This is a genomic window from Micromonospora sp. HNM0581, assembly GCF_012726175.1.
Lineage (GTDB): Bacteria > Actinomycetota > Actinomycetes > Mycobacteriales > Micromonosporaceae > Micromonospora.
Genome location: NZ_JAASAD010000003.1, coordinates 148199 through 174077 on the forward strand (window position 1 = coordinate 148199; position 25879 = coordinate 174077).

At 69.1% G+C, this 25879-nt stretch carries 25 protein-coding genes and 1 tRNA gene; 14 read left to right on the forward strand and 12 right to left on the reverse strand.

What is annotated here, in order from left to right; all coding sequences use genetic code 11:
- Window positions 1-6 precede the first annotated feature (6 nt).
- From HCA58_RS06035 to HCA58_RS06050, 4 genes are read left to right on the forward strand one after another with little or no spacing between them, the layout of a single operon-like run.
- The gene (locus tag HCA58_RS06035; protein ID WP_169596768.1) at window positions 7-1041 is read left to right on the forward strand and encodes a hydroxyacid dehydrogenase; all 1035 of its coding nucleotides are present in this window, start codon (window positions 7-9) and stop codon (window positions 1039-1041) included.
- Window positions 1038-2306: an adenylosuccinate synthase gene (locus tag HCA58_RS06040; protein WP_169596769.1), complete on the forward strand. Its 1269-nt coding sequence runs from the start codon at window positions 1038-1040 to the stop codon at window positions 2304-2306. The genes HCA58_RS06035 and HCA58_RS06040 overlap by 4 nt, the downstream gene beginning before the upstream one ends.
- Window positions 2307-2328: 22 nt before the next feature.
- The gene (locus HCA58_RS06045; protein ID WP_169596770.1) at window positions 2329-2898 is read left to right on the forward strand and encodes a phosphoribosylaminoimidazolecarboxamide formyltransferase; all 570 of its coding nucleotides are present in this window, start codon (window positions 2329-2331) and stop codon (window positions 2896-2898) included.
- Window positions 2895-3995: a PfkB family carbohydrate kinase gene (locus HCA58_RS06050; RefSeq protein WP_169596771.1), complete on the forward strand. Its 1101-nt coding sequence runs from the start codon at window positions 2895-2897 to the stop codon at window positions 3993-3995. Before HCA58_RS06045 ends, HCA58_RS06050 begins: the two co-directional genes overlap by 4 nt.
- A 266-nt stretch (window positions 3996-4261) precedes the next feature.
- On the opposite strand, the gene HCA58_RS06055 is transcribed toward HCA58_RS06050, so the two are convergent.
- On the reverse strand, window positions 4262-4813 hold the full coding sequence (locus HCA58_RS06055; RefSeq protein ID WP_169596772.1) for a hypothetical protein: 552 nt from the start codon (window positions 4811-4813) through the stop codon (window positions 4262-4264).
- A 124-nt stretch (window positions 4814-4937) separates the two neighbouring features.
- Here HCA58_RS06055 and HCA58_RS06060 point away from each other — a divergent pair, with 124 nt between their 5' ends.
- The 4 genes from HCA58_RS06060 to HCA58_RS06075 all read left to right on the forward strand — a co-directional run bounded on the left by HCA58_RS06060 (window position 4938) and on the right by HCA58_RS06075 (window position 7453).
- Window positions 4938-5828: a DNA methyltransferase gene (locus tag HCA58_RS06060; RefSeq protein WP_169596984.1), complete on the forward strand. Its 891-nt coding sequence runs from the start codon at window positions 4938-4940 to the stop codon at window positions 5826-5828.
- Complete coding sequence (locus HCA58_RS06065; RefSeq protein ID WP_205807740.1) at window positions 5825-6139, forward strand: helix-turn-helix domain-containing protein; 315 nt, start codon at window positions 5825-5827, stop codon at window positions 6137-6139. Before HCA58_RS06060 ends, HCA58_RS06065 begins: the two co-directional genes overlap by 4 nt.
- Window positions 6140-6224: 85 nt before the next feature.
- Complete coding sequence (locus HCA58_RS06070) at window positions 6225-6887, forward strand: Arm DNA-binding domain-containing protein (RefSeq protein WP_169596773.1); 663 nt, start codon at window positions 6225-6227, stop codon at window positions 6885-6887.
- Window positions 6884-7453: a site-specific integrase gene (locus tag HCA58_RS06075; protein ID WP_169596774.1), complete on the forward strand. Its 570-nt coding sequence runs from the start codon at window positions 6884-6886 to the stop codon at window positions 7451-7453. Before HCA58_RS06070 ends, HCA58_RS06075 begins: the two co-directional genes overlap by 4 nt.
- Window positions 7454-7651: 198 nt before the next feature.
- Here the strand turns inward: HCA58_RS06075 and HCA58_RS06080 are convergent.
- A tRNA-Gly gene (locus HCA58_RS06080) sits at window positions 7652-7725 on the reverse strand.
- Between the two features lie 188 nt (window positions 7726-7913).
- On the opposite strand from HCA58_RS06080, the gene HCA58_RS06085 reads away from it, so the two are divergent.
- Window positions 7914-8915 carry a zinc metalloprotease gene (locus tag HCA58_RS06085; protein ID WP_169596775.1) on the forward strand — a complete coding sequence of 334 codons (1002 nt, stop codon included), beginning with the start codon at window positions 7914-7916 and terminating at the stop codon, window positions 8913-8915.
- 69 nt (window positions 8916-8984) lie between these two features.
- Here the strand turns inward: HCA58_RS06085 and HCA58_RS06090 are convergent, their stop codons facing one another.
- Window positions 8985-9521 carry a pyridoxamine 5'-phosphate oxidase family protein gene (locus tag HCA58_RS06090; RefSeq protein WP_169596776.1) on the reverse strand — a complete coding sequence of 179 codons (537 nt, stop codon included), beginning with the start codon at window positions 9519-9521 and terminating at the stop codon, window positions 8985-8987.
- Window positions 9522-9598: 77 nt separating this feature from the next.
- Here HCA58_RS06090 and dcd point away from each other — a divergent pair, with 77 nt between their 5' ends.
- On the forward strand, window positions 9599-10177 hold the full coding sequence (gene dcd, locus HCA58_RS06095; protein WP_169596777.1) for a dCTP deaminase: 579 nt from the start codon (window positions 9599-9601) through the stop codon (window positions 10175-10177).
- 12 nt (window positions 10178-10189) lie between these two features.
- On the opposite strand, the gene HCA58_RS06100 is transcribed toward dcd, so the two are convergent.
- The 4 genes from HCA58_RS06100 to HCA58_RS06115 form a co-directional block, all read right to left on the reverse strand.
- Entirely contained in the window at window positions 10190-11224 is a 1035-nt protein-coding gene (locus tag HCA58_RS06100) for an NlpC/P60 family protein (protein ID WP_169596778.1), read from the reverse strand.
- 322 nt (window positions 11225-11546) lie between these two features.
- The gene (locus HCA58_RS06105; RefSeq protein WP_240955626.1) at window positions 11547-12557 is read right to left on the reverse strand and encodes a C40 family peptidase; all 1011 of its coding nucleotides are present in this window, start codon (window positions 12555-12557) and stop codon (window positions 11547-11549) included.
- 251 nt (window positions 12558-12808) lie between these two features.
- On the reverse strand, window positions 12809-15004 hold the full coding sequence (locus HCA58_RS06110; protein ID WP_169596779.1) for a (Fe-S)-binding protein: 2196 nt from the start codon (window positions 15002-15004) through the stop codon (window positions 12809-12811).
- A gap of 274 nt (window positions 15005-15278) precedes the next feature.
- Window positions 15279-15545, reverse strand: coding sequence for a cell division protein CrgA (locus HCA58_RS06115; protein WP_093409169.1), 267 nt, complete (start codon window positions 15543-15545; stop codon window positions 15279-15281).
- Between the two features lie 225 nt (window positions 15546-15770).
- On the opposite strand from HCA58_RS06115, the gene HCA58_RS06120 reads away from it, so the two are divergent.
- Genes HCA58_RS06120 through HCA58_RS06135 form a run of 4 tightly spaced genes read left to right on the forward strand, consistent with a single transcriptional unit; the run spans window position 15771 to window position 19249 of the window.
- On the forward strand, window positions 15771-16580 hold the full coding sequence (locus HCA58_RS06120; protein ID WP_169596780.1) for a DUF881 domain-containing protein: 810 nt from the start codon (window positions 15771-15773) through the stop codon (window positions 16578-16580).
- Between the two features lie 7 nt (window positions 16581-16587).
- A complete protein-coding gene (locus HCA58_RS06125; RefSeq protein WP_169596781.1) occupies window positions 16588-18288 on the forward strand; it encodes a class E sortase in 1701 nt (566 codons plus the stop codon).
- 2 nt (window positions 18289-18290) lie between these two features.
- Window positions 18291-18593, forward strand: coding sequence for a hypothetical protein (locus HCA58_RS06130; RefSeq protein ID WP_169596782.1), 303 nt, complete (start codon window positions 18291-18293; stop codon window positions 18591-18593).
- A gap of 5 nt (window positions 18594-18598) precedes the next feature.
- On the forward strand, window positions 18599-19249 hold the full coding sequence (locus HCA58_RS06135) for an aminodeoxychorismate/anthranilate synthase component II (protein ID WP_169596783.1): 651 nt from the start codon (window positions 18599-18601) through the stop codon (window positions 19247-19249).
- Between the two features lie 44 nt (window positions 19250-19293).
- On the opposite strand, the gene HCA58_RS06140 is transcribed toward HCA58_RS06135, so the two are convergent.
- The 5 genes from HCA58_RS06140 to HCA58_RS06160 form a co-directional block, all read right to left on the reverse strand.
- Entirely contained in the window at window positions 19294-19602 is a 309-nt protein-coding gene (locus HCA58_RS06140) for a hypothetical protein (RefSeq protein ID WP_169596784.1), read from the reverse strand.
- An 87-nt stretch (window positions 19603-19689) separates the two neighbouring features.
- A complete protein-coding gene (gene pknB / locus HCA58_RS06145; protein WP_169596785.1) occupies window positions 19690-21516 on the reverse strand; it encodes a Stk1 family PASTA domain-containing Ser/Thr kinase in 1827 nt (608 codons plus the stop codon).
- Window positions 21513-22877 carry a serine/threonine-protein kinase gene (locus tag HCA58_RS06150; protein ID WP_169596786.1) on the reverse strand — a complete coding sequence of 455 codons (1365 nt, stop codon included), beginning with the start codon at window positions 22875-22877 and terminating at the stop codon, window positions 21513-21515. The genes pknB and HCA58_RS06150 overlap by 4 nt, the downstream gene beginning before the upstream one ends.
- A gap of 1 nt (window position 22878) precedes the next feature.
- Entirely contained in the window at window positions 22879-24384 is a 1506-nt protein-coding gene (locus HCA58_RS06155; RefSeq protein WP_169596787.1) for a penicillin-binding transpeptidase domain-containing protein, read from the reverse strand.
- Window positions 24381-25868, reverse strand: coding sequence for an FtsW/RodA/SpoVE family cell cycle protein (locus HCA58_RS06160; protein WP_169596788.1), 1488 nt, complete (start codon window positions 25866-25868; stop codon window positions 24381-24383). Before HCA58_RS06160 ends, HCA58_RS06155 begins: the two co-directional genes overlap by 4 nt.
- Window positions 25869-25879: the final 11 nt, after the last annotated feature.

A 25879-nucleotide genomic window follows, 5' to 3' on the forward strand; every position in this document is an offset into this window, starting at 1 on the left:
CTGTCGATGCGTTTGAACGTCCTGATCGTCGGTGCCATGTACCACCCCGAGGCCGAGGAGCTGCTGGAGCGGCACTTCGCGGTGACCTGGGTCGAGCCGGAGGAGCTGGCCGCGTCGCCCGCCCTGCGCACCGCGCACGGGCTGGCGGTGCGCTACCCCACGCAGATCACCGCGGAGATCTTCGACGCGGCGCCGGAGCTGGTCGCGGTACTCTCCAGCGGGCGCGGCGTCGACAACATCGACATCGCGACCGCGAGCAAGGCCGGGGTGGTGGTGGCCAACAATCCCGGCTTGGGTGGCCGACCGGTCTCCGAACACGCGCTGGGGCTGCTGCTGTCGGTCACCCGGGACCTGGGCGCGGTGGCCCGCGACGGAATGCCCGGCGCGTGGGAGAAGCGGCTCAGCACCCGGCGCGTGGAGCTCGGCGGCAAGACGCTGGGCATCGTCGGCTGCGGCAACGTGGGCGGCTGGATGGCCCGGCGCGCGTCGGCCGGTTTCCTGATGAACGTGCTCGCCTACGACCCGTACGTGTCCGCCGAGACCATCGCCGGGCACGGCGCGACCAAGGTGGACGACCTGCACGAGATGCTGGCTGAGTCCGATGTGGTCAGCTGTCATCCCGAGCTGAACGACGAGACCGAGAACATGTTCGACGACGACATGTTCGCCCGGATGAAGCGCGGCGCCTACTTCCTCAACACTTCGCGTGGTGCGGTGGTGGACACCGCCGCGCTGGTGCGGGCGCTCCGATCCGGACATCTCGCGGGCGCCGCGCTCGACGTCTACGACCAGGAGCCACCGCCGTCGGACAGCCCGTTGCTCGGCATCGACAGACTGGTCCTCAGCGCACACGTCGCCGACTTCACCGTGGAGACGAAGCACGCGCTGGCGATGTCGGCGGCCGCGCAGCTCGTCACCGCCCTGAGCGGCGAAGCCCCGCCGCACGCCCTGAACCCGGAGATCTGGGGGTCCGCTTCGGCCCGCCTTACCGGAATAATGGCATCGACATCCGCACATGCACATCGGGAGGACTCACGTTGATCTCCACGGTCGTCGGTCTCAACTGGGGTGACGAGGGCAAGGGGAGGATGGTCGACTATCTGGCCGCTGACGCGGACATCGTCGGCCGATACCACGGCGGCAGCAACGCCGGGCACACCATTCAGCTCGACGAAGGCAGGTTCACCCTGCACAGCCTGCCCAGCAGCGTCTTCCGCCCCGGGGTGCGCAACGTGCTGGGCCCCGGCATGACCGTCGATCTGGACGGGCTGCTGGCCGAGATCGACCTGGTCACCCGGCACGGTGTGGACCCGTCCGGCATCCTGCTGTCCGGCAACGCCTCGATCTGCTTCCCGTTCCACCGCGATCTGGACGCGCACGAGGAGACCCGGCTGGGCCGCAACCAGTACGGCTCCACCAAGATGGGCATCTCGCCCGCCTACGGCGACCGGGTGATGAAGAAGACCCTGTTGGTGCGGGAACTCTTCGAGACCCGCCAGCTCGCGAGCCGGCTCTCGGCGGTGGTCGAGTGGGCGAACGTCCGGCTCGAGAAGATCTACGGCGAGCCCGGTTGGGACCTCAGGGACGCCGAGCGGTGGGCGGCGGACGTGCGGGAGCGGATCGAGCCCTACCTGAGCGACACCACCGCCGTGCTGACCCAGGCCGAGCAGGCCGACGCCAGCGTGCTCGCCGAGGGGCAGTTGGGCGCGCTACGCGACATCTACTTCGGCATCTACCCGCTCTCCACGTCGTCCATCTGCCTGGCCGCGCACGCGCCGGTCGGCCTCGGGGTGCCGTGGGCCCGGGTGCGGCACACCGTCGGCGTCACCAAGGCGTTCTCCAGCTGCGTCGGCGCCGGGCCGTTCGTCACCGAGTTCGACGACGAGCGGGCCGCGTTCCTCCGCGACCGGTGGGGGGAGTTCGGCGCCACCACGAACCGGCCCCGGCGACTGGGCCACTTCGACGCGGTGGCGACCTGTTACGGCGTCGTCATGCAGGGCGCCGACGAGGTGGCGGTCACCAACCTCGACCAGTTGAGCGGCACCGGCGAGCTGAAGATCTGCACCGGCTACCGGATCGACGGCCGGGTCACGCCGGACTTCACCCCGTCGGTGGCGGCGCTGTCCGAGGCGGAACCGTGTTACGAGACCTTCGCCGGCTGGGACGCCGACATCACCGGGATCCGCACATACGACAACCTGCCGAAGCAGGCCCGCGCATATCTGGAGGCGATCGAGGCGCTGCTGCGCGTACCGGTCACCTACGTGTCGGTCGGCGCGCACCGCGACGCGCTCGTCATCCGCTGAACCCCCGCACGGAAGGAATTCGATGCTCGCAGTTCTGGCAGTAAGCGACAAACGTGACGTCGACCGGCTGGCCACGGGTCTGCTCGGGCTGGGCTGGGACGTGGTGGCCACCGAGGGCACCCGGCGGCTGCTGGCCGAACACGGCGTCGAGGTGGGGGCGGTGGCCGACCTGGCCGGCGTGCCCACGTTACTCGGCGGCCGGGTCAAGACGCTGACCGTGTCGCTGATGGGCGGCATCCTGGCCCGCGACGACCCCGCCGACCTGGCCGAGGTGGCCCAGCACGGCATCAGCCGGGTCGACCTGGTCGCCTGCAACTACTACCTCCTCCCGGCACGGGCACCCCGGATGTCGTTCGAGGAGTTCCGGGAGAAGATCGACGTGGGCGGCCCGGCGATGCTGCGGGCCGCCGCGAAGAACTGCGCGCACGTGGTGCCGCTGAGCGACCCGGACGACTATCCGGTGGTGCTGAAGGAGCTGGCGGAGGGTGGGGTGAGCCCGGAACGCCGGATCGCGCTGGCGCGTAAGGCCTTCGACATCAGCGCCGCGTACGACGCGTCGATCAGCCGCCTGTTCGCCGCGGCGGGCACGTGACCCGCCACCCGGTCCTGGTCGGCACGGTCACCCTGGACGTGCTGCACGAGGGCCAGATCGGCTCCGGCCGTGCCCCGGTCACGCTGCGCTGGGGCGGCGTGATGAACAACATGGCGTGCGCGATGGGTGCCCGGGGCGCCGGTCCCGCGCTGGTGACCGCCGACTACACGGGCGAGCTGGCGTCTGCGGTCGCCACCCATCTGGCCGGCAACGGGGTGCGGTGGACGCCACTGCCCTTCGCGGCGCCGCTGCCGCTGTTCCACGCCGAGCTGGCCGACGGCTCGGTGCGGGAGAAGTGGTTCATCGGCGGGGCGGCGATCGACGGGCTGGACCCGACCGTGCTGGCCGCCGGTCGGTCCCTGTTCGACACCGCGAGCGTGCTGATCGGCGGCACCGACGCCACGGCGCCCGCGCTGGACTGGTTGGCCGCCGAGGCAGCGAAGCGGGGCGTACCGTTCTGGCTGCTGTCCGCCGACCCGACCGAGACCGGCAAACTGCGGCCCGCCCGCCGCGACAGCGACCTGACCGCGCTGAACCTGCTCGAGCTCGGCCGCTGGGCCGGCCGTCCGCTGGACTCGATGGTCGACGTGACCGCAGCCGCCACCGAGCTCGCCGGTGCCGGGCACTGCCTGGTGACGCTGGGCGGTCAGGGCGCGCTGCTGACCGGCCCGGACGGCACGTTCCGGCAGGCGCCGCCGTCGATCGACGACCCGGCGCTCACCGTGGGAGCCGGTGACGTGCTCCTCGGCTGCCTGCTGACGGCCCACCTCGGCGGGCAGGACTGGCCAGCCGCGTTGCAGGAGGCGACCAAGCTCACCGGGGCGTTCCTGGCCGGGCCGGCATCGGCGGAACGGCCCTACCGGGTGCTGCGCGACGACGCGGGCCGGCGACCGCGCTTCACCCGCCCACGGGAGGTGCGGACCATCTGCGGACCGGCACCTCCGGCGGCGGCGCGATCGACCTCCGAAAATGGTGAAGCCCAGGTCGATGACCTGGGCTTCTGCACCGAGCCGCCTGACGGAATCGAACCGTCGACCTACGCTCCTCGACCATTGCCCTCCCCCGGCTTGTCATCAGTCGTCACGAATGATCGCTGACCTGCGAAGACGCGGCTGCCCACTGATCAACCTTTGTCGCCAATCGTCAGCCGTCGGCATGAGTTTCCGGGGGTAAACGGGGGGCAGGCGGAACGACCGGGCCACCGCCTCCCGCAACGAAACGTCAGCCCGGCCAGAATGGTGTCTACGGCGTTTGGCGGTCGGACCCGGCCGCACGGGTCGCCTGCGGCCCGGAAGGCGTCAGGGTGGGCGCCGGATGCTCAGCCTTCCGGCTCTGCCGCACGAAGGCCGCGAACGCTTGTGCCTCAACTTTGCGCAGGTCGATGGCTGCGGCTAGTACTCCAGCCCGGGATCGTTATGTAGACGGGTGTTGATGGAGTCGTCGGTGTTGACGGTGGTAGTGGCTGGTCTTGGCTCGGTACTGGTGGCGTCGTCGCCATTGACCAGGCCAGGTAGTCGTTGATCGTGGGCACAGGGTTGGCGATGAGCTTGGCGAACAGGCGGCGGACCTCCGCGACGGTCAGTGGGATCAGATCCGGCTCGTCGGATGGTGTGGCCCGCTCGCGGGCGGCGATCACGGTCAGGATCGCGTGGGCGAGCATGCCAGGGTGATGTAGCGGTACCAGGAGCCCCATCGGCGGACCTGGGGTTGGTCGAGACCAACGGTGGCCTTCGACGACTGGAAGGTTTCCTCGATCGCCCACCTGGTGGCCGCGACACGTACCAAAACCGGCAGCGGTACCGGCTTCGGCGCCCAGCAGCGGTAGAAAAGCCAGCTCACCATCGCGGATGCGTCGGCGGACCAGCAGCCAACGATGACCCGCGGTCTCGTCGTCGGGCGGGATGATCGGCAGCAACGCCCAGTCGTAGAACCGTTCGCCCTTGGCGCCGGTTCCGCCGGAGCGGCGGTTCCATGACCGTGAGGGCAGCCGATCGACGATCTGGTCGGCGCGTTGCGGGCCGATCGCCGCGACGGCCCGGATGCTCGCGCAAGGCTTCCCAGGCTCGGTGTGGCTGATCGGCCAGCAGCCCTTCCGGGAACTACGCAAGGGCCGCTACACCCCCGAGTCGATCACCCACCCAGGCAAGATGCTGCCCACCATCGCCCGATACGCCATCAACACCTACACCGACCCCGGCGATGTGGTGCTCGACCCGATGGCCGGTATCGGCACCACCGTGGTCGAGGCCATGCACCTCGGCCGTCACGGCGTCGGCGTCGGCGTCGGCGTCGGCGTCGGCGTCGAATACGAGCACCGGTGGGCGGCCCTCGCGGCGGTCAACATCGCCCTCGCTGCGAAGCAGGGCGCCACCGGACCAGGGGAGGTCTACACCGGCGACTCCCGCCGCCTCCCATCGCTACTGCCACATTCGGTGCGCGGCCGGGTTGCCCTCGTCGTCACCTCACCGCCGTACAAATCATCCACCCACGGACACGTCCGCACCCCCGGACCACGACGCGGCAAAGTCCGCAAGATCCACCACCGGTACGGGAACAGCGACAACCTCGCCTACCGAGACCACGACACCCTCGCCACCGGATTCACCGACATCCTCACCGGCTGCCGAACCGTCCTACGCCCCGGCGGACACATCGTCATCACCGCCCGCCCCTACCGACGCCACGGCGAACTCATCGACATCCCCGGCATGGCCGTCACCGACGGACAGGCCGCCAGACTGGAACTCGTCGAGGAATGCGTCGCCCTCATGGCCGGCGTCCGCGACGGCGTACTCGTGCCCCGGGCCTCGTTCTTCCAGATCAAGAACGTTGGCGACGCCATCGCCACCGGCGACCCGCAATGGATCCACCAGCACGAGGACGTGATCATCCTGCGGCTCCCGTCCGAGCCCTTGGGGATGGGCAGGTGACCGGCACCGGCAGGCTTGACGACCACGACGAGGCGGGCCGTCCATGGACGCCGCGCATGTCGATCAATCCGGCTGACCATGACGGCGGTGGGATGACGCCCGCGACCCTACGGTCCCTACCGGTCACGTTCCCGTTCGACCCGGTGGTACCCCGGGCGTTCGGGATCAGCCGCAGTGCGGCGTACCGGGCGTGGAAAGCGGGCCAGCTTCCCATCACCCCGTTGCGGATCGGGCGGAAGTTGATCGTGCGGCGCGCTGACCTGCTCGCCGCGCTCGGCATCGATGACCACGAGCCCGACGACGGCGAGTAGGCGCCCGCAGGCGACCACTGGTTGCCCCGTCGATGGAGGAACAGTGAACCGACCTTATGTACATAGGGGCCGTCCGATCCCCGGCGTGTTCCAGCGATGCGCCAAGGACTGCCCCCCGATCGGCTGCAAGAGGGGCCACAAGTGGGCGTACGACATCGAGCTTCCCGCCGACGCCACCGGCAAGCGGAAGCGAAGGACCAAGGGCGGATACCCGACCGGCAAGGACGCCCTCGACGCCCGGGACGCCGTGCTCACCGAGTACCGCAACGGCCTTCTACCGCAGGACGGCAAGATCACGGTAGCCACCTGGCTCCGTGACTGGCTCGTCAACCAGGAAGAGGTACGCGGTCTCCGAGACGGCACGGTCGTCGACTACCGCCGGCACGTCGAGAGCTACTGGATCCCGGCGATCGGTCACCTGAAGCTTACCGACCTGCACCCTCAGCACGTCACCAACACGCTGCGCACCATCCGGGCCGATCGCGACAAGGCGATCAAGGCCGCGAAGGAACTCAGGGCCCGGTACGCCGAAGAGGCGGCCATCGCCGACGAGAAGCGCAAGGCGGCAGGCAGGAAGCGGCCCGTCAAGCCGAAGAAAGTCGTCTCCTCCGGCCGTTCAGCGCGTCCACCGCCCTACGGGTTCACTCGACCTTGCGATCGGCGCTCAACGCGGCGGTGCGAGCGCAGGAAGTCTCACGCAACGTCGCCACCCTCGCCGAGCTGCCCCGGGAAACCCGTCGCCGGGTGAAGCCATGGAGCCCTGAACAGCTCGGCGCCTGGCTCGACGCGATTGGGGGTGAGCGGCTATACCCGCTGTTTCACCTCGCCGCGTTCACGGGGATGCGTCGAGGGGAGCTGTGCGGACTCAGTTGGGACGATGTTGACCTTGACGCTGGGCTGGTAACGATCGCCTGGCAGATCACGGACCTCAACTACCGCAAGGCACGAGCGGCCGAGAAGCAGAGCAAGCCGCTCCCCTACCGCGTCCGGCCCAAGACTGTGGACGGCGAGGACCGCACCATCGATGTCGATGTGGCCACCATCGCCGTCCTGCGAGCGTGGCGACGACAGCAGGTGAAGGAGAGGCTCGCGCTCGGACGCGCCTACCGCGACACCGATAACCTGGCCTTCACGAGGGAAGACGGCTCGCCCCTCGATCCGCAACTGGCGTACACCACCTTCAAACGGCTTACTCGCCGCATGGGGCTGCCCGAGGTGCCGCTCCATCACCTCCGGCACGGAGCGGCGTCGCTGCACATCGAAGCTGGTGTCGACATCGCCGTGATCTCGAAACGGCTGGGCACTCCCGGATAGGTCTGACCAGCGACACCTACGGACACCTGATCGGGACGGTGGGCAAGACGGCGGCGGAAGCGGCGGCGGCGGTCGTTCCACGCCGCCACCTTGGGTAAGCAGCCCGTTACCCAACAATCCGCCAGCAAAAACGGTCCGCCCATCGAAGGCGTTCGATGGGCGGACCGTTTCGCAGGGCTGTGAACTGCTGCGATGCACTGGAGCGGGTGACGGGAATCGAACCCGCACTGTCAGCTTGGGAAGCTGATGTTCTGCCATTGAACTACACCCGCAAGCGGGATCACTCTACCCGAGCCACCCGCGGTGACGCATCCAGGGTCCATCCGGTCGCGGGTGCGACAAGTTTCGTCGCCGCTACATATGGCCATGTTCAAATCTGTCTATATGTTGTAACGTCTGCCCCACGTTTTCCGCACGACGCGACACAACCCCGGTCGCGTCGCCAGAAAGAGGTGGGCATATGGGACTGCGTCCCGTCCTGCTGAACCGGCGCGTGGCCGGCATGGCATCGACGTCGCTCGCGCTGGCGCTCGGCGTGGCCACGATCGGCCTGCTGCCGGCCGCCACCACGACCGCTGCCCCGTCGGCGGCCGTCACCGCCGACGAGGTGTGTGACGACCAGACGGGCACCCTGGCCCGGGCCAAGGGCGGCGGCGCCGCCACACACGATCCGAACCAGTTGACCATCGCCCAGGTGCACCAGCGCGAGGCCGAGTTCGCTGACATCCTGCAGGAACGAGCCAAGCGAGTCGGCCAACGCATGCTGAACACCCAGGCTGCGGTGGCCACGGTCACCATCCCGGTGGTGGTACACGTGATCCGACGGGACACGACCCGAGCCGGCGGAAACATCCCCGACTCGATGATCCAGTCCCAGATCAGCGTGCTGAACCAGTCGTTCAGCGGTGCGACGGGTGGCGCCGCCACCGCCTTCGCGTTCCAACTGCAGAGCATCAACCGGGTGACCAACTCGTCGTGGTATCCGATCCGGCAGGGCTCGACGGCCGAGCGGCAGATGAAGACCCAGCTGCGCCAGGGCACGAAGTCGACGCTCAACGTCTACCTCGGTGCGCTCAGCAACGGCCTGCTCGGCTGGGCAACCTTCCCGCAGAGAAGCCTCAACGTGATGGACGGCGTGGTCGTGCTCAGCGAATCGCTGCCCGGCGGAACCGCCACCAACTATAACCAGGGCGACACGGGCACCCACGAGGTCGGCCACTGGCTGAACCTCTACCACACCTTCCAGGGCGGCTGCTCAGGCAGCGGTGACCAGGTCGCGGACACCCCTGCTGAGGCTTCGCCGGCCAGCGGCTGCCCCACCGGCCGGGACACCTGCTCCAGCTCCGGCCTGGACCCGATCACCAACTTCATGGACTACTCGTACGACTCCTGCATGTACCAGTTCACCTCCGGCCAGGCCACCCGCATGATCAATGCGTGGAACGCCTATCGTGCGGCGTAACTCTGCCGCAGTGCACGTACCCGCAGGTGCCAGCTCCGTGGGATGGGTGCTGGCACCTGCGACGGTCGGTCAGGCGGCGCGGCTGTGGCGCCTTCCCAGACGGGTCGGCACCGGGCGGGCGGCCTGCGGTGTGGCGCCGGCCGGGTCGAGCCACACCTGGACGGCGGGACCGGACACCAGCTCGCTCGGGCCACCCACGGACTGCTCACGGTGGGCCAGCATCGCCACGTCGACCGTGAACTCGAAAAGGCTCCAGTCGGCGTGCGGCGCGGCCCGCGCGGCCAGGGCCAGCCGCGCGACAGTGGCGTCATCCGTGACGGGCCGGGCCCGCCCGGCGACGTACGCCTCGTCGTCGCTCTCCTCCGGCGGAAACGAATGCAGTGCGTACCGGCCGTCGCGTTCGAGGTCGCGCCGCTTCGGTGAGTCGATGACGAAACAGTAGAGACCGTCATCGGTGATGACCGGGGAGACCGGGTGCACCCGGGGCCCGCCGTCGGCGCGGACCGTGGCCAGGTAACCGAAGCCCGGGCCGTACTGCTGCATGAGAAGGCGGATCCCGTCGGCGAGTCGGGGCTCGTCAGCGGCGAATTCGGACCAGGAAGCCATGTCGACATCCTATCGAACACGCGTTCGAACCGGGTAGTCCGACACGCGTGTCGCACACCGGCAGCTATGGTGTGGCGATGCTGCTCTCCGACCGCGACCTGGTCTCCGAGATCAAAGCGGGCACCCTGGCGCTCGAACCCTTCGAGCCCACCCTGGTGCAGCCCTCCAGCATCGACGTGCGTCTGGACAAGTTGTTCCGGGTCTTCAACAACCACCTCTACACCCACATCGACCCGGCCACGCGTCAGGACGACCTGACCTCCGCCGTCGAGGTCCCCGACGGTCAGGCGTTCGTGCTGCACCCGGGGGAGTTCGTGCTCGCTTCGACGCTGGAAGTCATCTCGCTCGGCGACCAGCTCGCCGGCCGCCTCGAAGGCAAGTCCAGCCTGGGACGACTCGGCCTGCTCACCCACTCCACGGCCGGCTTCATCGACCCCGGCTTCTCCGGCCACGTCACCCTGGAACTTTCCAACGTGGCCAACCTGCCGATCACCCTCTGGCCCGGCATGAAGATCGGGCAGCTCTGCATCTTCCGACTCTCCTCACCAGCCGAGCACCCGTACGGATCGGCTGTCTACGGCTCCCGCTACCAGGGTCAGCGCGGCCCGACACCGAGTCGTGCCTGGCAGAGCTGGCGCACCTGGCCCATCCGCTGAACGCCCCCGGGGTCAGCCAGGCCGGCCGAAGCTGTGCACGGGGCTGCTGTCCAGCTGCTTCATCCTGACCGGCTGACCAGCCCGGGAGGCGTGCACCACCCAGCCACCGCCGACGTACATGCCGACATGGTGCAGGTCCCGGTAGTAGAAGACCAGATCACCGGGGCGCAGCGCGCCGCGACCGACCGCCGTGGTGGCTCGACGCTGCCTCGCCGCATTGTGCGGCAGTACGACCCCGGCCCGCGACCAGGCGGCGAGCGTCAGCCCGGAACAGTCGTACGCGTTGGGCCCTTCGGCGCCCCAGGAGTAGGGCTTTCCTATCTGGGCGCAGGCGAAACTGACCGCCTCGCCGGCCGGTCCGCCCGGATAACTGGCTGGGCAGGGCGCTGGCCGCAGAGGGCCACCACCTCCCTTTCCGTACGCCCGCAGCCGGAGCCGCTGCAACCGGTCGATCTCGGCGTCGATCCGTCGCCGCTGATCCGCGAGATCGGCTTCGGTGCCGGTCAGCTGAGCGATGGCACGGTCCACCCTCACCTTGGCGGCGGCGAGTTCGTCACGTAGTTCGCTCGCGTGCCGGACATCCTGCTGCTGGACGCGGGCGTACCGGTCGAGCAGGACGAGCTGCTCGACGGCCCTGCTCGGCGACCCGCTGCCGAGCAACGTGTTGACGGCCCGCACCTGTTCGCCCTTGTAGGCGCGGACGGCCAGCTTGCCGACCCGGTCCATGGCCTCGTCCACCTGGCTCTGCAGGGGCGCGATCCGGGCGGCCAGTGCGTCCGCCTCCCGCCGCTTGCCGGCCAGATCCTGCCGGGTGGCGTTGTGCTGTTCGATGACGGGTTCGAGCCGGTTCCAGTCCTCGTCGATCTGCCGCTCGACGTCGGCGACCGTAGGGTCGGCCCGGACCGCCGTCACGCCGCCGGCAAGCAGCACGGCGGTCGCGGAGAGGGCGGCAAGGATGCAGCGGTACCAGCTGGGAGGCGGCGCAACCGTCGGTCGGCGGGGTCTACCCGACCGCGGTGACGGAGGCCGCAGGGCATGGTCTGCCACCGGACTGAGCACTCCTTCTACGGGTACCGTGCACCGGTCAGCTGACGGGTTCGGCGCGCCCTGTCGTGACCGGCACGAACTCAACCGGACCTGTTCTCCGGCTCGTCCACGAGCGATGCGGCGGTGTCGGACCGTTACCGCCCGGGCTGGGCGGAGCTGCCAGCGGTCGACGATTGCCCAGCGTAGGGACGATCGAAGTCGATACGCAACAGAGCCACGCCGTGACTGTGTGTGTCGAGATCCGACAGCAGCGAGGGCCCCCGTCGACTTGACCGGGGGCCCTCGGGTGTTCCTGCGCGACCGCTCAGCGGCGCGAGACGGATCAGCCGGGTCGGCGGAAGCCCGCTACCGGCATCGTCGTGATGGGCGAGACGTTCACCGGCTTACCGGCTCTCGGCGCATGGACCATCTGGTTGTTGCCCAAGTAGAGCCCGACGTGACTCACGTCGCTGCGGAAGAAGACGAGATCACCGGGACGCGCATCGGTGCGGGAGACCGCCTTGCCCTCGTTCCACTGGGCACCCGTGAAATGGGTGAGGTAGATGCCGGCCGCCCGGTACGCGTACTGGGTCAGACCGGAGCAGTCGAACGAGTTCGGGCCGGTGGCTCCCCACACGTAGGGCTTGCCGACCTGGGCGCAGGCCGTGCGGATGGCCGTGCGCGCGGCGTCGCTGACCACGCCGTTGATGGTCGGGCAGTTGGTGGTCCTCACCGTGGTCACCGGAAGCGACTGCTCCAGCCGCTTGATCTCCGCGTCGATCTGCTTTTTCTTCGCCGCCAGCTGCTTCTCCTTCGTCTCCTGGTCGGCGATCAGGGCGTCCAGCTTGGTCTTCTCGTCGTCGTACTTCTTGCGGATCTTCATCACGCCCTCGAGCTCGCGACGCTCCTGCGAGGCGAGCCGGTCGAGGAAGACCATCTGCTCGCCGAGTTCGTTCGGCTTCGAGTTGAGCAGTACGACACCGACCTCCTTGGACGGGCCGGTGATGTAGTACCGGGAGGCGAGATCTGCCACTCGGTTCATCGCCAGCTCGGTCTCGAGGGCCAGCGGCTGGATCTTCTTCTCCAGGGTCTTCGACTTCTCACGATTGACCCGCAGCTGGGAACGCACCTTGTTGTACTGCTCGATGGTGGGTTCCAGCTTCTGCCACTGCTTGTCGATCTGAGCTTCGATCTCGTCGACCGAGGGCTCGGCGTACGCGGGGGCGGCGAGCAGGCCGGCACCGACCGCGGCGGCGGCGACGAGGACGACCAGCCCACGGGTAGCCCTACGCAGACCACCCGGACGGGATCGTCCCGGCGCGCGACGATGGAGGGGCATGGTAGCCACCGGCAGCGTCTCCTTTGCGACCGACCGCCAGGCGTCCCGCGAGCGGAAAGGGGCGGGGACAGACGACCCATGGCGGTCGGTGCCCAACATTAGGGAACGGTAGGTGAGGAATCAAGGCGACCAACGGCTCATTCACGTCTGCGCGACGGCACGCACACAAAGGGTGTCCGCCGATTCGTTACAGTTATCTACGCCAATACAAGAGCGGACGGAGCGACACCTTTGGGGTGCCGCACCGTCCGATGCGTACGAGCTGGTCAGCCGGCGACCGGCGCACTCTCCTCGGCGCCGCCGACCCCTGCGGGTTTGACCGACCGGAGCAGGACACTTGCCACGTCGACGACCTCGACCTGCTCGCCGGCGCCCTTGCCGTTCACTCCGTCGGTGAGCATCGTCGAACAGAACGGACAGCCGACGGCGACGGTCCTCGCCCCGGTGGACATGGCCTCCTCGACCCGGTCCACGTTGATTCGCTTGCCGATGCGCTCTTCCATCCACATGCGGGCCCCACCGGCGCCACAGCAGAAAGAACGTTCGCTGTTACGTGGCATCTCGGTCAACCCGCCCTCGATCGCGCTGCCGAGCACCTCACGCGGCGGGGTGAAGACCCGGTTGTGCCGGCCCAGGTAACACGGATCGTGGTAGGTCACCCCGCCGTCGACCGGCTGGACCGGGGTGAGCCTGCCGGCGGAGACCAGGTGGGCCAGCAGTTGGGTGTGGTGCACCACCTCGAACTCACCGCCCAGTTGCCCGTACTCGTTGCCCAGGGTGTTGAAGCAGTGCGGACAGGTCGCGACGATCTTGCGTTTGGCCTTCTCCCGACCCTCGAACGCCTCGTTGAGGGTTTCGACGTTCTGCTGGGCGAGCATCTGGAACACGAACTCGTTGCCGATCCGTCGGGCCGGGTCGCCGGAGCAGGTCTCCCCCTCACCGAGGATCGCGAAGGAGACACCTGCCTCGTTGAGCAGGGTCGCGACGGCCCTAGTGGTCTTCTTTGCCCGGTCCTCGAACGCGCCCGCGCAGCCCACCCAGAAGAGGTACTCGAAGTCGGAGACCTCACCGACGCGGGGGACCTCGAATTCGAGCCCCTTGGTCCAGTCCTCGCGGGTGTTCTGCGGCGCGCCCCACGGGTTGCCCTTGTTCTCCAGGTTACGCAGCATCACGCCGGCCTCGGAGGGGAAGCTGGATTCGATCAGCACCTGGTAGCGACGCATGTCGACGATGTGGTCGACATGCTCGATGTCCACCGGGCACTGCTCCACGCAGGCGCCGCAGGTGGTGCAGGACCAGAGAACGTCAGGGTCGATGACACCGCCGGCCTCGGCGTCGCCGACAAGTGGCTTCTCCGCCTCGGCGAGGGCCAGCACGTCGACGTGGGCGAGCTGCGCGACGGTGGCCTTCTCCTCACCGGTGAGGTCCTTGCCCCCACCGGCCAGCAGGTAGGGCGCCTTGGCGTAGGCATGGTCACGCAGGCTGAGCACCAGCAGCTTCGGCGACAGCGGCTTGCCGGTGTTCCAAGCAGGGCACTGTGACTGACAGCGGCCGCACTCGGTGCAGGTGCTGAAGTCCAGCAGCCCCTTCCAGGTGAACTGCTCGACCTGGGCGACTCCGAACTGGTCCTTCTCCGGATCGGCCTCCTCGAAGTCGAGCGGCTTGCCGTCGCTCATCATCGGCCGCAGTGCGCCGAGGCCGGAGCCGGCGCCACCGGGCTTGCGCTTGAAGAAGATGTTGGGGAAGGCGAGGAAGCGGTGCCAGGCGACGCCCATCGTCACGTTCAGGGAGATGACGATGACCCAGGTCATCGAGATCGAGATCTTGACGAGCGCGGCGACGCTGACGCCGGACTCCCAGGCCGGCAGCAGGGCACCGACCGCGTGACTCAGCGGCGTAGCCCACGTGGGGTACTCGAAGTGGTCGGTGGCCACCTTGAAACCACGGATCAGAAAACCCATGACGAGTACGGCGAGGACGACCGCCTCGACGAAGTAGCCCTGCCACATGGTGGAGCCGGTGAACCGCGACCGGCGCCCTGCCCGGTTCGGCCGGTTCGCCAGCCGGATCGCGATCAGGACACCGATGCCGATCACACCCAGAATGCCGATCAACTCGGTGACCAGACCGTACAGCGTCCATCCGCCGACCAGCGGCAGCCCGCCGGTCGGTGACACCACCTCGAAGTACGCCTCGAGCACCAGTAGCGACAGCACGACGAAGCCGACCATCACGAACCAGTGCGCCGCGCCGACCACGCTCCAGCGAAGCATCCGGGTGTGCCCCGCGGTCTCCGCCAGCATGGTCCTGGTGCGGCGGGCCCGGTCACCGGACCGGGTCGGGTCGGGCTGACCCAGCCGGATGACGGCCACCATCTTCGAGACCGCGCGCACCGCAAGCCACACCGCAACGGCGGTGATGGCGGCCGCTAGGATCGTGGTGACGATCTGGACGCTGCCCATCGAGTTGGCCTCCCGGTCTGCTGCCTGTCGAGCGGCTCGGCCACCGGGGCTGTCGGTGCCGACGTCCGACCCGACGCCGCACCTGACCCGATCGGTCGATGACCTCACTCCGCTCGGTCATGCAGTGCAGCCTACGCGCAAGGTTACCCAGCAGTAACGTGAGTCATCTCGCAACCACGGGCTGCGCTGCCCTGCGCACACCTTAGGAGACCGGCGACAGCTGAACACCGTGGGGCCGCCGGCCCTGCCAGACAGACGGGCGCCGCGCTGCGGGTCAGCGCCAGCGGGAGAGCACGATCAGTGAGGCGACCATGGCGCCGAACCCGACCGCGAGATTCCAGTAACCCAGCTCCATGACCGGGTACTCCTGCTCGGAGAGGTAGTAGACCACCAGCCAACCGATGCCGAAGACGATAAGCGACACCGCCAGGACCGGCAGCCACACCGGGCTCGGCTTGTTGGTCGCCGCAGTCGTCGCCGTCGGGCGGACGTCCGTAGGCGGGGTGTACACCTTCTTCTTGCGGACCTGAGACTTGGGCACGGCGCTCTCCAGAGGGGTTACGACCTCGTCCGGCCTGACAACCGGGCGCGAGGGCGACGGTCCATGGCCAATAATGTTCGACAGCTAGCGTAGTCCGGAAGACCCGTCCGATCCACGAATGAGGTGAGACAGGTACCGGGCAGCATCGGAAAACAAGACCGCACGCCCGGGGCTACACCCCCGCACCGGGCGGCGTCGGAGCGCAACGACGAAGGGGACAGGACCGTGGAGTACACCTCCGGTGCAGCGTCGTGGCAGAAGGCGCTGCGACGACTCGTCGCCGGGTTACTTCCTCGGCGGCCACGTCAACATCGGCCGCTCTGGTCGGTCGGTGTACCGCTCATCGCCCTGGCCGCCGGTCTGCTCTTCACCACGACGGCCACCACGGCCGGGGGTACCGCGCTGCGCGAGGACCGCCGACCCCAACTGACCGAGTTGATCGAGGACCGCCGCGAGCAGGTGGCGGCGAACGAGAAGCGGGCCGCCACGCTCCGCGGCGAGTTGGAAGATCGGACGGCCGTCCTCGCCAACTCCGACGGCCCGATCCGCGAACAGCAGCAGCGGGCCGACGCCAGCCGGACCGCCGCCGGCTTCACCGCCTTGACCGGCTCCGGTCTGACCGTCGAGCTCAACGACGCACCGCAGCTCAGCAAGCTGCCCGAAGGCGCCTCGAACGACGACCTCGTCGTCCATCAGGGCGACGTACAGGCGGTGGTCAACGCGCTCTGGGCCGGCGGAGCCGAGGCGATGTCAATCATGAACGTACGTGTCCTGGCGACCAGCGCGGTACGCTGCGTGGGTAACACCCTGCTGTTGCACGGCCGGGTGTACTCCCCACCCTTCAAGATCGTGGCAATTGGCGATCCCGCCGCACTCCGGCAGGCCCTCGCCGTTTCCGAGGGAGTCCGGTGGTTCAGGGACGCGGTGAACAACTACCAGCTCGGCTACTCAGAGACCTCCGGCACCGTCACGGTGCCCGCCTTCGAGGACTCCACCACCCTGCGCTCGGCGACGGTGCCGGCGGTGCCGCGATGAGCCCACGATGAACGCGCACTCCGACGGTCGGCACCGCGACCAGGCCGACGAGCCCACCGCCCTCCTACCCAGGATCGAACGGGACGCATCGGCCGGCACCCGTGCGCCCCAAACCTGGCCGGACCCGGTGCTGCCCACCCGGTCCGGTCCCGCACAGGCACCCCCAGGCAGGTCACCAGCAGCAACTCCACGTCCCTCCGATCAGGTCGCAGCCGGCGCCCGCGCGCCGGAAAGCCAACGGCCAACCAACTCGGGCCGCTTCGACGGCACCGCGGAAACCGCCCCGCCCGCCGTCTCCGGCCGATGGGATCCACCACCGCCGGCCCTGACACCGAGCGAGCAGCAGGCTGATCCCGCCCGTGTGACGAAGCAAGGGGACTCCGCTCCGGCACATGACGCCGCCAGCCGGCAACAGGGCACCGGGAACACCGACAAGTGGCACGGCGTACCCCTCCCGTCGAGTCAACCGGACATTCCGGTGGGGCCTACGCCGTGGCACGGCGCCTTCCAGCCGACCCCGGCAACGCGACCGGCACAGGCGGACCAGGACAGGTCGACACCGAACCATCCGCGTCCCGGCCAGGCAGATCCGGGCAGAACTGCGGCGAACGGCTCGCCGTACCCGACACCCGGCAAATTCGACTGGTCCGGCGACGGGCCTACCACGTTGATACCGAAGGTCGACGACCGCGCCGGCCCGGCAAACAGCCGTCGGGGCACGGAGCCGACCAGCGTCACCCCGGCCGACACCGCCCCCGGTCAGTCGCGCCGATTGGCCGACCCGGCGGCCACCGCCATCATCCCGACGGTCACCGGAGCTGGACCGAGGGCCGTGCCCGCCCTGGACTCCACCGCCCTGATGGGTGCCGTACCCCGGCCCCCGAGGAGCGGGGCACCGTCCGGCGATTCCGATCCGCCTGCCGAGGCGCCGAAGCCACGACGCGGCGACCGGGTGGTGCAGCTTCGCCCCCACCAGACGGAGGAGGGCTACAAGAGCGTCTACTCGGAGCTGACCCGACCGTCTCTGTGGTCCCGGGTACGTACCGGTCTCCGGTTCAGCGGTGAACTTCTGATCACCTTCGGTCTGGTGGTGCTGCTCTTCGCCGGCTACGAGATCTGGGGCAAGTCGGCGATCGTCGACGCCCACCAGGGTGAGCTCAGCGAGCAACTGGCCCAGGCCTGGGCGCCGGATCCGGTGACGGATCCGACGGTGTCAGCGTCAGCGAGCCCGTCCACCAAGCCGCAACCGGCAGTGCAGGGCACACCGATCGCTGGCCTCTACATCCCCAAACTCGACAAGGAATGGGTCGTGGTCGAGGGCGTCGGGCAGCAGGACATCCGGTACGCGCCGGGGCACTACCCGGACAGCGCAGACCCGGGCCAGGTGGGCAACTTCTCCGTGGCCGGACACCGGAACCGGGCCACCTTCTGGCGACTGGACGAGCTGAGTGGGGGTGACCCGATCGTGGTCGAGGGCCGCACCGAGTGGTACGTCTACCAGGTGACCGAGAGTCTCGTCGTCAAGCCGACGCAGGTCGAGGTGGTGGCTCCGGTGCCGGGCCGACCGGGCGTGAAGCCGACCAAGCGGATGCTGACCCTGACCACCTGCAACCCGAAGTTCGACAACTACGAGCGGTTGATCATTCACGCCGAGTTGACGCGTACCCAGCCGAAGGCCGAGGGGCGCCCGGCGGAGCTGGGGACCTGACGATGTACGCCTGGATCTGGCGCAAGCTGCCCTTCGGGCTGCCCGGCAAGCTCGCCGGCAGCCTGCTGCTCGCCACCACCATGGTGGCGTTGCTGTGGTACGTGGTGTTTCCCTGGGCGGAACCGCTGCTTCCCTTCGACGACGTGCAGGTCACCCAGGACGACTCCGGCGTACCGGACGCACCGGACGGCGACTTCGGGCCCGGGGACGACGACGCGGTCGACGACGCCCCGCCGGGCGACGAGCACGACCTGCCGTACGACACCGACCGGAACAACACTCCGCCGCCGGACGAGGACGAGTGAGCCCGATGCGCGTCCTGGTGATCGACAACTACGACTCGTTCGTCTTCAACCTGGTGCAGTACCTCGGCCAGCTCGGCGTCGAGTGCGAGGTACGACGCAACGACGAGATCGAGGTGGCCGAGGTTGGCCGGGTCGGCGTGGCTGGCGTCCTGCTCTCGCCGGGTCCGGGCGCACCCGACCGCGCCGGCATCTGCCTCGACGTGATCCGCGAGTACGCCGGCAAACTGCCGATCTTCGGGGTCTGCCTGGGTCACCAGGCCATCGGCGAGGCGTTCGGTGCGACGGTCAACCGCGCTCCGGAGTTGCTGCACGGCAAGACCTCGGAGGTCCGCCACGACGGCACCGGCGTCCTCGCCGGGCTGCCTGACCCCTTCACGGCGACCCGATACCACTCGCTCGCCGTGCTGCGGGAAACTCTGCCGGCCGAGTTGGAGGTGACCGGCTGGACCGCCTCCGGGATCGTGATGGCGATGCGACACCGCACCGTGCCGATCGAGGGCGTCCAGTTCCACCCCGAGTCGGTGCTCACCGAGGGCGGTCACCTGATGCTGGCCAACTGGCTCGCCGCCTGCGGCCACCCGCAGGCGCTGGAACGCGCCCCGGAACTGGCCGCCGAGGTCGATGCCCGCCGCCGCGCCGCCTTCGCCATCACCTGAGCGTATTTGAGAAGGCCATGCCTTTTCGAACCCACTCTGGAGGGTCAGGAATCGGGATGCTCCGCTCCGCCCCGGCGTAGGTCCCGGGTGATCAGGAGCGTCCCGGCCTGGACCGTCAACGCCGTTACGCCGACGGCCTGTGCGATCCGGTCGATCCGCTTGGCGGTGCACGCTTGGAAGGCCCGATCACGGTACGGCCCGTCCGCGGAGTCCACCCAGCGGTCGAGGTCCATCGCCAGGGTGTTGCCGCAGGTGGCCCCCTCGTGGTTGCCGGCCACCCTGATCTCGATCGGGAAGAGCAGCAGAAGCACCACCACGATGGCGCCGAGCAGCGCGACTCGGGACGGCATCACCAGGGTCTCGATCCTGGATCGGTCGGTGCTGCCTCAGTCCCGATCAGGCACATGGTGCGGCAAGACTGACGTTCCGGGACCAGACCGTCATTCTCTGGAAAGCCGGAACGGCGGGGTAGGCAGAACGGAGCCGCCGCCGCCCCCACCGTCGTCGTCTCCATCCGGCGGCGGCGTGGTGGGAGCACCGGTGGTCGGCGGCGTCTGGCTCGGCGGGTCCGGGTCCTCGTCCGGCTCCGGCACCGACACGATGATCTTCACCGTGCTGCCCTTCGTCCGCTCGGTATTGGCGTTCGGGTTCTGGTCGACCACCCGCCCAGCCTGATCGGCGGGGACCTCCGGACCCAGGTCGGTGTCGACGTCGAAGCCGGCGCGTTCCAGCGTTCGCTTGGCTTCATCCTCGGACAGACCGACCACCGACGGCACCGCTACGACGTTGCCCTTCGAGACGGTCAGGATGATCTCGGTACCCTCCGCGACCTTCTCACCGGAGGGCGGGTCTACCTTCAGCACCTGCCCCTCGGATGCCGAGTTGTCGGCCTCCTCGATCTTCACCTCGAGTTTGAGGTTCTCCAGCTGCGTCTCGGCACTCTCCCGGGTGCTGCCGACAAGACCGGGTGGGATGGTCACCTCGGGCTTACCGCCACAGATGCGTACGCTCACCGTGCTATTCGGTGCGGCTCGCTCGCCGGGTGGCGGGGACTGCTTGGTGACCGTCCCCTCCTTGCAGTCCGAGGTGAACTCCGGCTCATCGCGCGCCGGAACGAAGCCGTCCTGCTCGATCCGAGCGAACGCGTCGGCCTGGCTGAGCCCGGTGACCGTCGGCACCGCGACGTCCTGCGGCTCATCACGCTCACCCAACTGCAGGGCAGCGACCAAGGCGATCACCGCGAGCACACCGAGCGCGGCGAACATGGCGATCAGCCACGACGACGCCTTCCGCTGGCGTGGATCACCCACCCGGGCGGGGATCTGCCGAGTCTGCGTCGCGCCCGTCGACGGGTAGCCCGGACCGGCCGCAGCCATCGCCACGGTCTCGTCCTCGCGCATCACCGGAGTGGCCAGCACCGGCCGGCCGGCTGCCGCGCGGAGCACGTCAGCCCGCATCTCCCCGGCGCTCTGGTAGCGGTTCAACGGGTTCTTCGACAGCGCCTTCAGCACGATCGCGTCGACCGCCGGGTTGACGTCCGGGTTCAGGTCGCTCGGGGTCGGCGGCGCTTCCCGCACGTGCTGGTACGCCACGCTGACCGGGCTGTCACCGACGAACGGCGGATGCCCGCAGAGCAGCTCGAAAAGCACACAGCCAGCGGCGTACACATCGGAGCGGGCGTCGACCGCCTCCCCGCGCGCCTGTTCCGGGGAAAGATACTGCGCCGTGCCGATGACCGCACTGGTCTGCGTCATCGTGGTGGCGCCGCTGGCCAACGCCCGGGCGATACCGAAGTCCATCACCTTGACCTGGCCGGTCTGGGTGAGCATCACGTTGCCCGGCTTGATGTCACGGTGGATGATGCCGTGCCGATGGCTGAAGTCCAACGCGGCGCAGATGTCGGCGGAGATCTCCAGCGCCCGCCGGGGTTGCAACCGGCCCTCCGCGCCGAGCACCTCCTTGAGGGTGCGTCCGTTCACGAACTCCATGACGATGAACGGAAGCGTCTCACCCGTTGGCGCCTGCTCCTCACCGGTGTCGTAGACGGCGACGATGGCCGGATGGTTGAGGGAGGCGGCGTTCTGTGCCTCCCGCCGGAAACGCATCTGGAAGGTGGCGTCCCGGGCCAGGTCGGTGCGGAGCATCTTGATCGCGACATCCCGACCGAGCCGCAGGTCACGACCACGATGCACCTCGGCCATGCCGCCGTACCCGAGCAGCTCGCCGACCTGGTACCTGCCACCGAGCAGGCGGGCCTGCGCTGTCATCGCGTCTGTCGTCCTTCGCTCGTCGTCGTCACGTCGCCGCCCGGTCGGGGCTGATCCATCCGACCGTACGCCGTATCGAACAGATCGTCTCGCCCGTCAGGCCGCAGCGCGTCGGACGTCATCGTTGGCACGGAAGCTCCGCCCGGCGTGGCTGCGCCGACGAAGTTCCGCAGTTGGTAGGAAATCACGCCGGAGCAGATGAGGACCAGTGCGCCCACCATGATGGCAAGGAAGACCATCCCGGATCGTGACCGCCGAGATACCGGGTGCGACCGCCCGGGCTGCGGAACGTACCCGGGCGGCACGGTGGCCGCACCACGCGGGTAGCCGGCGGCGGCCGGGGCGACCGACGTTGGACGGTGCTGGGCGGCCGGCGGGTGAGCCGGCGGCGGTCGGTGCACCACGGCCGGCGGGTGCGCGGAAGCCGGAGAGTGCGGGGCCGTGACCGGACGTGGCGGCTGCGGAACCTGCGCTCGGCCGGGTGCCGGCGATGCGGGCGCGGCGGAGATCGGCGCGGCCTGCCCGCCGGCCCGGGCCTGCCGGGACAGCCCCGTCTTCAGCTGCCGCGCCGCACCGGACAGCGTGGCAGCGCTCGGCCAGCGGTCCTTGGGGTCCTTCGCAAGCGCCCGCTCGACCAGCGCGCGGACCTGGGGCGGAATGTCGGAGGGCAGCGGCCGGGGGGTCTCGCGGACGTGCCGCATCGCGATGTCCAGGGGGTTGTCCCCCTCGAAGGGCCGCCGTCCGGCCAGGCACTGGTAGGCGACCACGCCGAGGGCGTAGACATCGGAGGCGGGGGTGGCGACCTGGCCGGTGGCCTGCTCCGGGGAGATGTACGACGCGGTGCCCAGCACCGACCCGGCTGCGGTCAGTTGCCCGACCAGGTCCGACCGGGCGATGCCGAAGTCGGTGAGCACCAGCGTTCCGTTGGGACGGACCAGCAGGTTGCCGGGTTTCACGTCCCGGTGCACGATGCCTTTCACGTGTGCGGCGTGCAACGCATCGGCAGCCTGGGCGACAAGCGCCATGGTCCGTGCCGGGGTGAGCCGGCCGACCCGGCCCAACGTGGCCGAGAGGGGGTCACCCTCGACGTACTCCATCACCAGGAAGGCGATGTGCTGGTCGTTGCCGAAGTCGTAGACGTCGACCACCCCCGGGTGGTTGATCGTCGCCATGGTGCGGGCCTCGCCGCGGAACCGTTCGGCGAACCCGGGCTCGTCGAGCAACGCCGGGAGCAGGCTCTTGACCGCCACCGTACGACCGAGCACCTGGTCGGTGCCGCGCCAGACGTCGCCCATGCCGCCGCTGGCGATCCGCTCGTCGAGCCGGTAGCGGTTGCCGAGCTGCACACCCGGACTGAGCATGTCAACGCCCCCCGGGGTCGGCGATGGCGGCCCGCATGATCTGACCGGCGATCCGGGCGGCCTCGGCGCTGCCGCCGTCGCCGGCCTCCTCCAGGACGACACAGACGGCGGAGATCGGCTTTCCGTCGGAGTCGAGCGCGAAGCCGATGAACCAACCGTGGTCGGGGCGGGTCGGCGCGGACTGTGCCGTACCGGTCTTGCCACCGACGGTGTAGCCGTTGATCCGGGCGTTCCGGCCGGTGCCGTTCTCGACCACGCTCACCATCATGTCCCGCAGGTCGGCAGCCACCTGACCACTCACCGGCCGTCGCAACTCGCGCGGATTGGCCGTGTCGTAGACGGTGGTGCGGTCCGGCGCCAACAGCTGACGCACCAGGTACGGCCGCATCTGGCTACCGCCGTTGGCCACCGCTGCCGCGATCATGGCGCCCTGCAACGGGGTCATCCGCACGTCACGCTGCCCGATGGAGGACTGCGCCAGCGCCGCCGGGTCGGGGCTGCCGTCCGGGTTCTCCATGCTGCCGGTCCGGCTCGCCGCCACGCTCAGGCCGCCCTCGCCGAGCCGGCCGACGGTCAGGTCCTCCTGCTCGAACCCGAACTGCCGGGCCTTCTCCTTGATCACGTCGGGACCGAGCTCTCCGCCGAGCTTGGCGAACCCGGTGTTGCAGGACTCGGTGACCGCGTTCATCAGCGTCACCTTCGACTCGGGACAGATCGACGGTGCGGCGTTGCCGATCGGCTCGCTGGAGGTCGGCGGGGTGTAGCTCGCCCCGGCCGGGATCTCGGTCTCCTTGGTGACCCCGTTCTCCAGCGCGGCAGCGGCCACCACGATCTTGAAGGTGGAGCCCGGGGGCAGCACCTCGTCGAGCGCCCGGTTGCGCAGCGGCCGTTCCGCATCCTGTTCGAGCCTGTTGTACGCGGCGGTCGCCTCGTTGGTGTTGTGGCTGGACAGCGGGTTCGGATCGAAGCTGGGGATGGAGACGAGCGCCTGCACCGCCCCGGTGGCCGGGTCGATGGCGACTGCAGCGCCCTTGGCCACTCCCCTGTTGTTGTCACGCAGCTCGTCGTACGCGGTGTCCTGGGCCCGCTTCGACAGGGTGAGCAGGACGTTGCCGCCGGCGGTGGTGTCGCCGGTGACCATGTCCCGCAGCCGGTTGACGATGAGCTGGTCGCTGGTGCCGGCGAGGAAGTCGTTCTCGGCGCGCTCCAGGGCGGTGGCCGAGCCGTTGACCGGCTCGTATCCGAGCACGTGGGCGTACTTCGCGCCGCCCGGATAGGTACGCAGGTACTTCAGCTCGCCGTCGGTCTCCTTGCTGACCGCGAGGGCGGTGCCACCGGCCTCGATGTTGCCCCTCTTGCGGTCGTACTTGGCGACCTGGACCCGACCGTTGTAGTCGCTGGTGCGGTACTCGTCGGCCTTGTATGCCTGGATCCAGTTCAGGTTGGCGAAGAGCAGACCGAACAGGACGATGACGACGACACCGACCCGACGCAAGGGCGCGTTCACGGCTTGATCACCTCCGTGGGAGCACCGTGCAGCTGCTCTGGCGGACCGGAGGGGCGGGTCACTGTGCCGCCGGAGCCACCGACCGGGCGCCGGCCGGCGTCGGAGACGCGCAGCAGCACCGCGACGAGGAGCCAGTTCGCCATCAGCGATGAGCCTCCGGCGGAGAGGAACGGGGTGGTCTGGCCGGTGAGCGGGATGAGCTTGCTGATCCCCCCGACGATCACGAAGACCTGGAGCGCGAGGGTGAAGGCCAGGCCACCGGCGAGCAGCTTGCCGAACGAGTCCCGGACCGCCAGTGCGGCCCGCAGACCCCGCTCGACGATGAGCAGGTAGATCACCAGTAGCGCGGAGAGGCCGAAGAGGCCGATCTCCTCACCGATGCCGGCGAAGATGAAGTCGTTCTGCACCTCCGGCAGCAGCAGCGGCTGGCCGCCGCCCGGGCCGGCACCGAACAACCCGCCGGAGCCGAGTGCGAGCAGCCCCTGCACCAGTTGGTACCCGTCGTCGTAGGGCTCGGCGAACGGGTCGAGCCAGATCTGTGCCCGAAGGTAGAAGTTCGCGAACGGGCCGCCGACCGTCTCACCGAGCACGTACGCGAGGTAGGCACCGCCGAAGAAGAGAATCAGGCCGATGAGCAGCCAGCTGACCCGTTCGGTGGCGATGTAGACCGTGGCCACGAACATGCCGAAGTAGAGCAGCGAGGTGCCCAGGTCCTTCTCGAAGACGAGGACCAGCAGGCTGATCGCCCAGACGACGAGTACCGGGCCGAGGTCGCGCCCGCGCGGGAAGTCGATGCCGAGGAACCGGTGACTCGCCAGTGACAGCACCTCGCGCTTACGCACCAGGTAGTAGGCGAAGAAGACGAGCAGGGCGAGCTTGGCGAACTCGCCGGGCTGGATCGAGAAGCTGCCGATGCGTACCCACAGCTTCGCGCCGTTGATCTCGGAAATGCTGGCCGGCAACACCGCCGGCAGCATGACCAGCACGATGCCCGCCAGGCCCAGGGTGTACGCGTACCGGGAGATCGATCGGTGGTCACGCATCAACGTGAGCAGGCCAGCGGCGAGGATCACCGACATCAGCGTCCAGGCGAGCTGACGACCGCCGGTGCCGGCGAAGATAGCCAGGTCAGCTCGTTCCTCAGGGGCCGCCTTGGCCAGGTCCAGCCGGCGGAGGAAACCGACCCCCAACCCGTTGAGCAGGGCCACTGCCGGTAGCAGTGCCGGGTCGGCGAAGGGTGCCAGGAAGCGGATCACCAGGTGCACGCCGAGGAACACGGCGGTGAGCGCGGCGGCCGGCACCCAGAACCCCGGGGTGATCGTGTCGAGCACCTTCGCCTCGACCATCGCCCCGTAGGCGGCTACCAGCGCCATCGCCAGCAGCAGCAGCGACAGTTCGGCGTTGCGGCGGGACCGGGCCATGCGTACGCCGGGCCGCTCGCCTGCGGTCGCGGGCGAGGGTGCCGGGGTGGCCGCTATGGTCACGATCGTCCTCG

Coding starts and splice junctions, on each gene's coding strand:
- HCA58_RS06035 (WP_169596768.1), top strand. CDS start 7: ATGCGTTTGAACGTCCTGATCGTCGGTGCCATGTACCACCCCGAGGCC.
- HCA58_RS06045 (WP_169596770.1), top strand. CDS start 2,329: ATGCTCGCAGTTCTGGCAGTAAGCGACAAACGTGACGTCGACCGGCTG.
- HCA58_RS06060 (WP_169596984.1), top strand. CDS start 4,938: ATGCTCGCGCAAGGCTTCCCAGGCTCGGTGTGGCTGATCGGCCAGCAG.
- HCA58_RS06085 (WP_169596775.1), top strand. CDS start 7,914: ATGGGACTGCGTCCCGTCCTGCTGAACCGGCGCGTGGCCGGCATGGCA.
- HCA58_RS06090 (WP_169596776.1), bottom strand. CDS start 9,521: ATGGCTTCCTGGTCCGAATTCGCCGCTGACGAGCCCCGACTCGCCGAC.
- dcd (WP_169596777.1), top strand. CDS start 9,599: ATGCTGCTCTCCGACCGCGACCTGGTCTCCGAGATCAAAGCGGGCACC.
- HCA58_RS06110 (WP_169596779.1), bottom strand. CDS start 15,004: ATGGGCAGCGTCCAGATCGTCACCACGATCCTAGCGGCCGCCATCACC.
- HCA58_RS06125 (WP_169596781.1), top strand. CDS start 16,588: ATGAACGCGCACTCCGACGGTCGGCACCGCGACCAGGCCGACGAGCCC.
- HCA58_RS06130 (WP_169596782.1), top strand. CDS start 18,291: ATGTACGCCTGGATCTGGCGCAAGCTGCCCTTCGGGCTGCCCGGCAAG.
- HCA58_RS06135 (WP_169596783.1), top strand. CDS start 18,599: ATGCGCGTCCTGGTGATCGACAACTACGACTCGTTCGTCTTCAACCTG.
- pknB (WP_169596785.1), bottom strand. CDS start 21,516: ATGACAGCGCAGGCCCGCCTGCTCGGTGGCAGGTACCAGGTCGGCGAG.
- HCA58_RS06150 (WP_169596786.1), bottom strand. CDS start 22,877: ATGCTCAGTCCGGGTGTGCAGCTCGGCAACCGCTACCGGCTCGACGAG.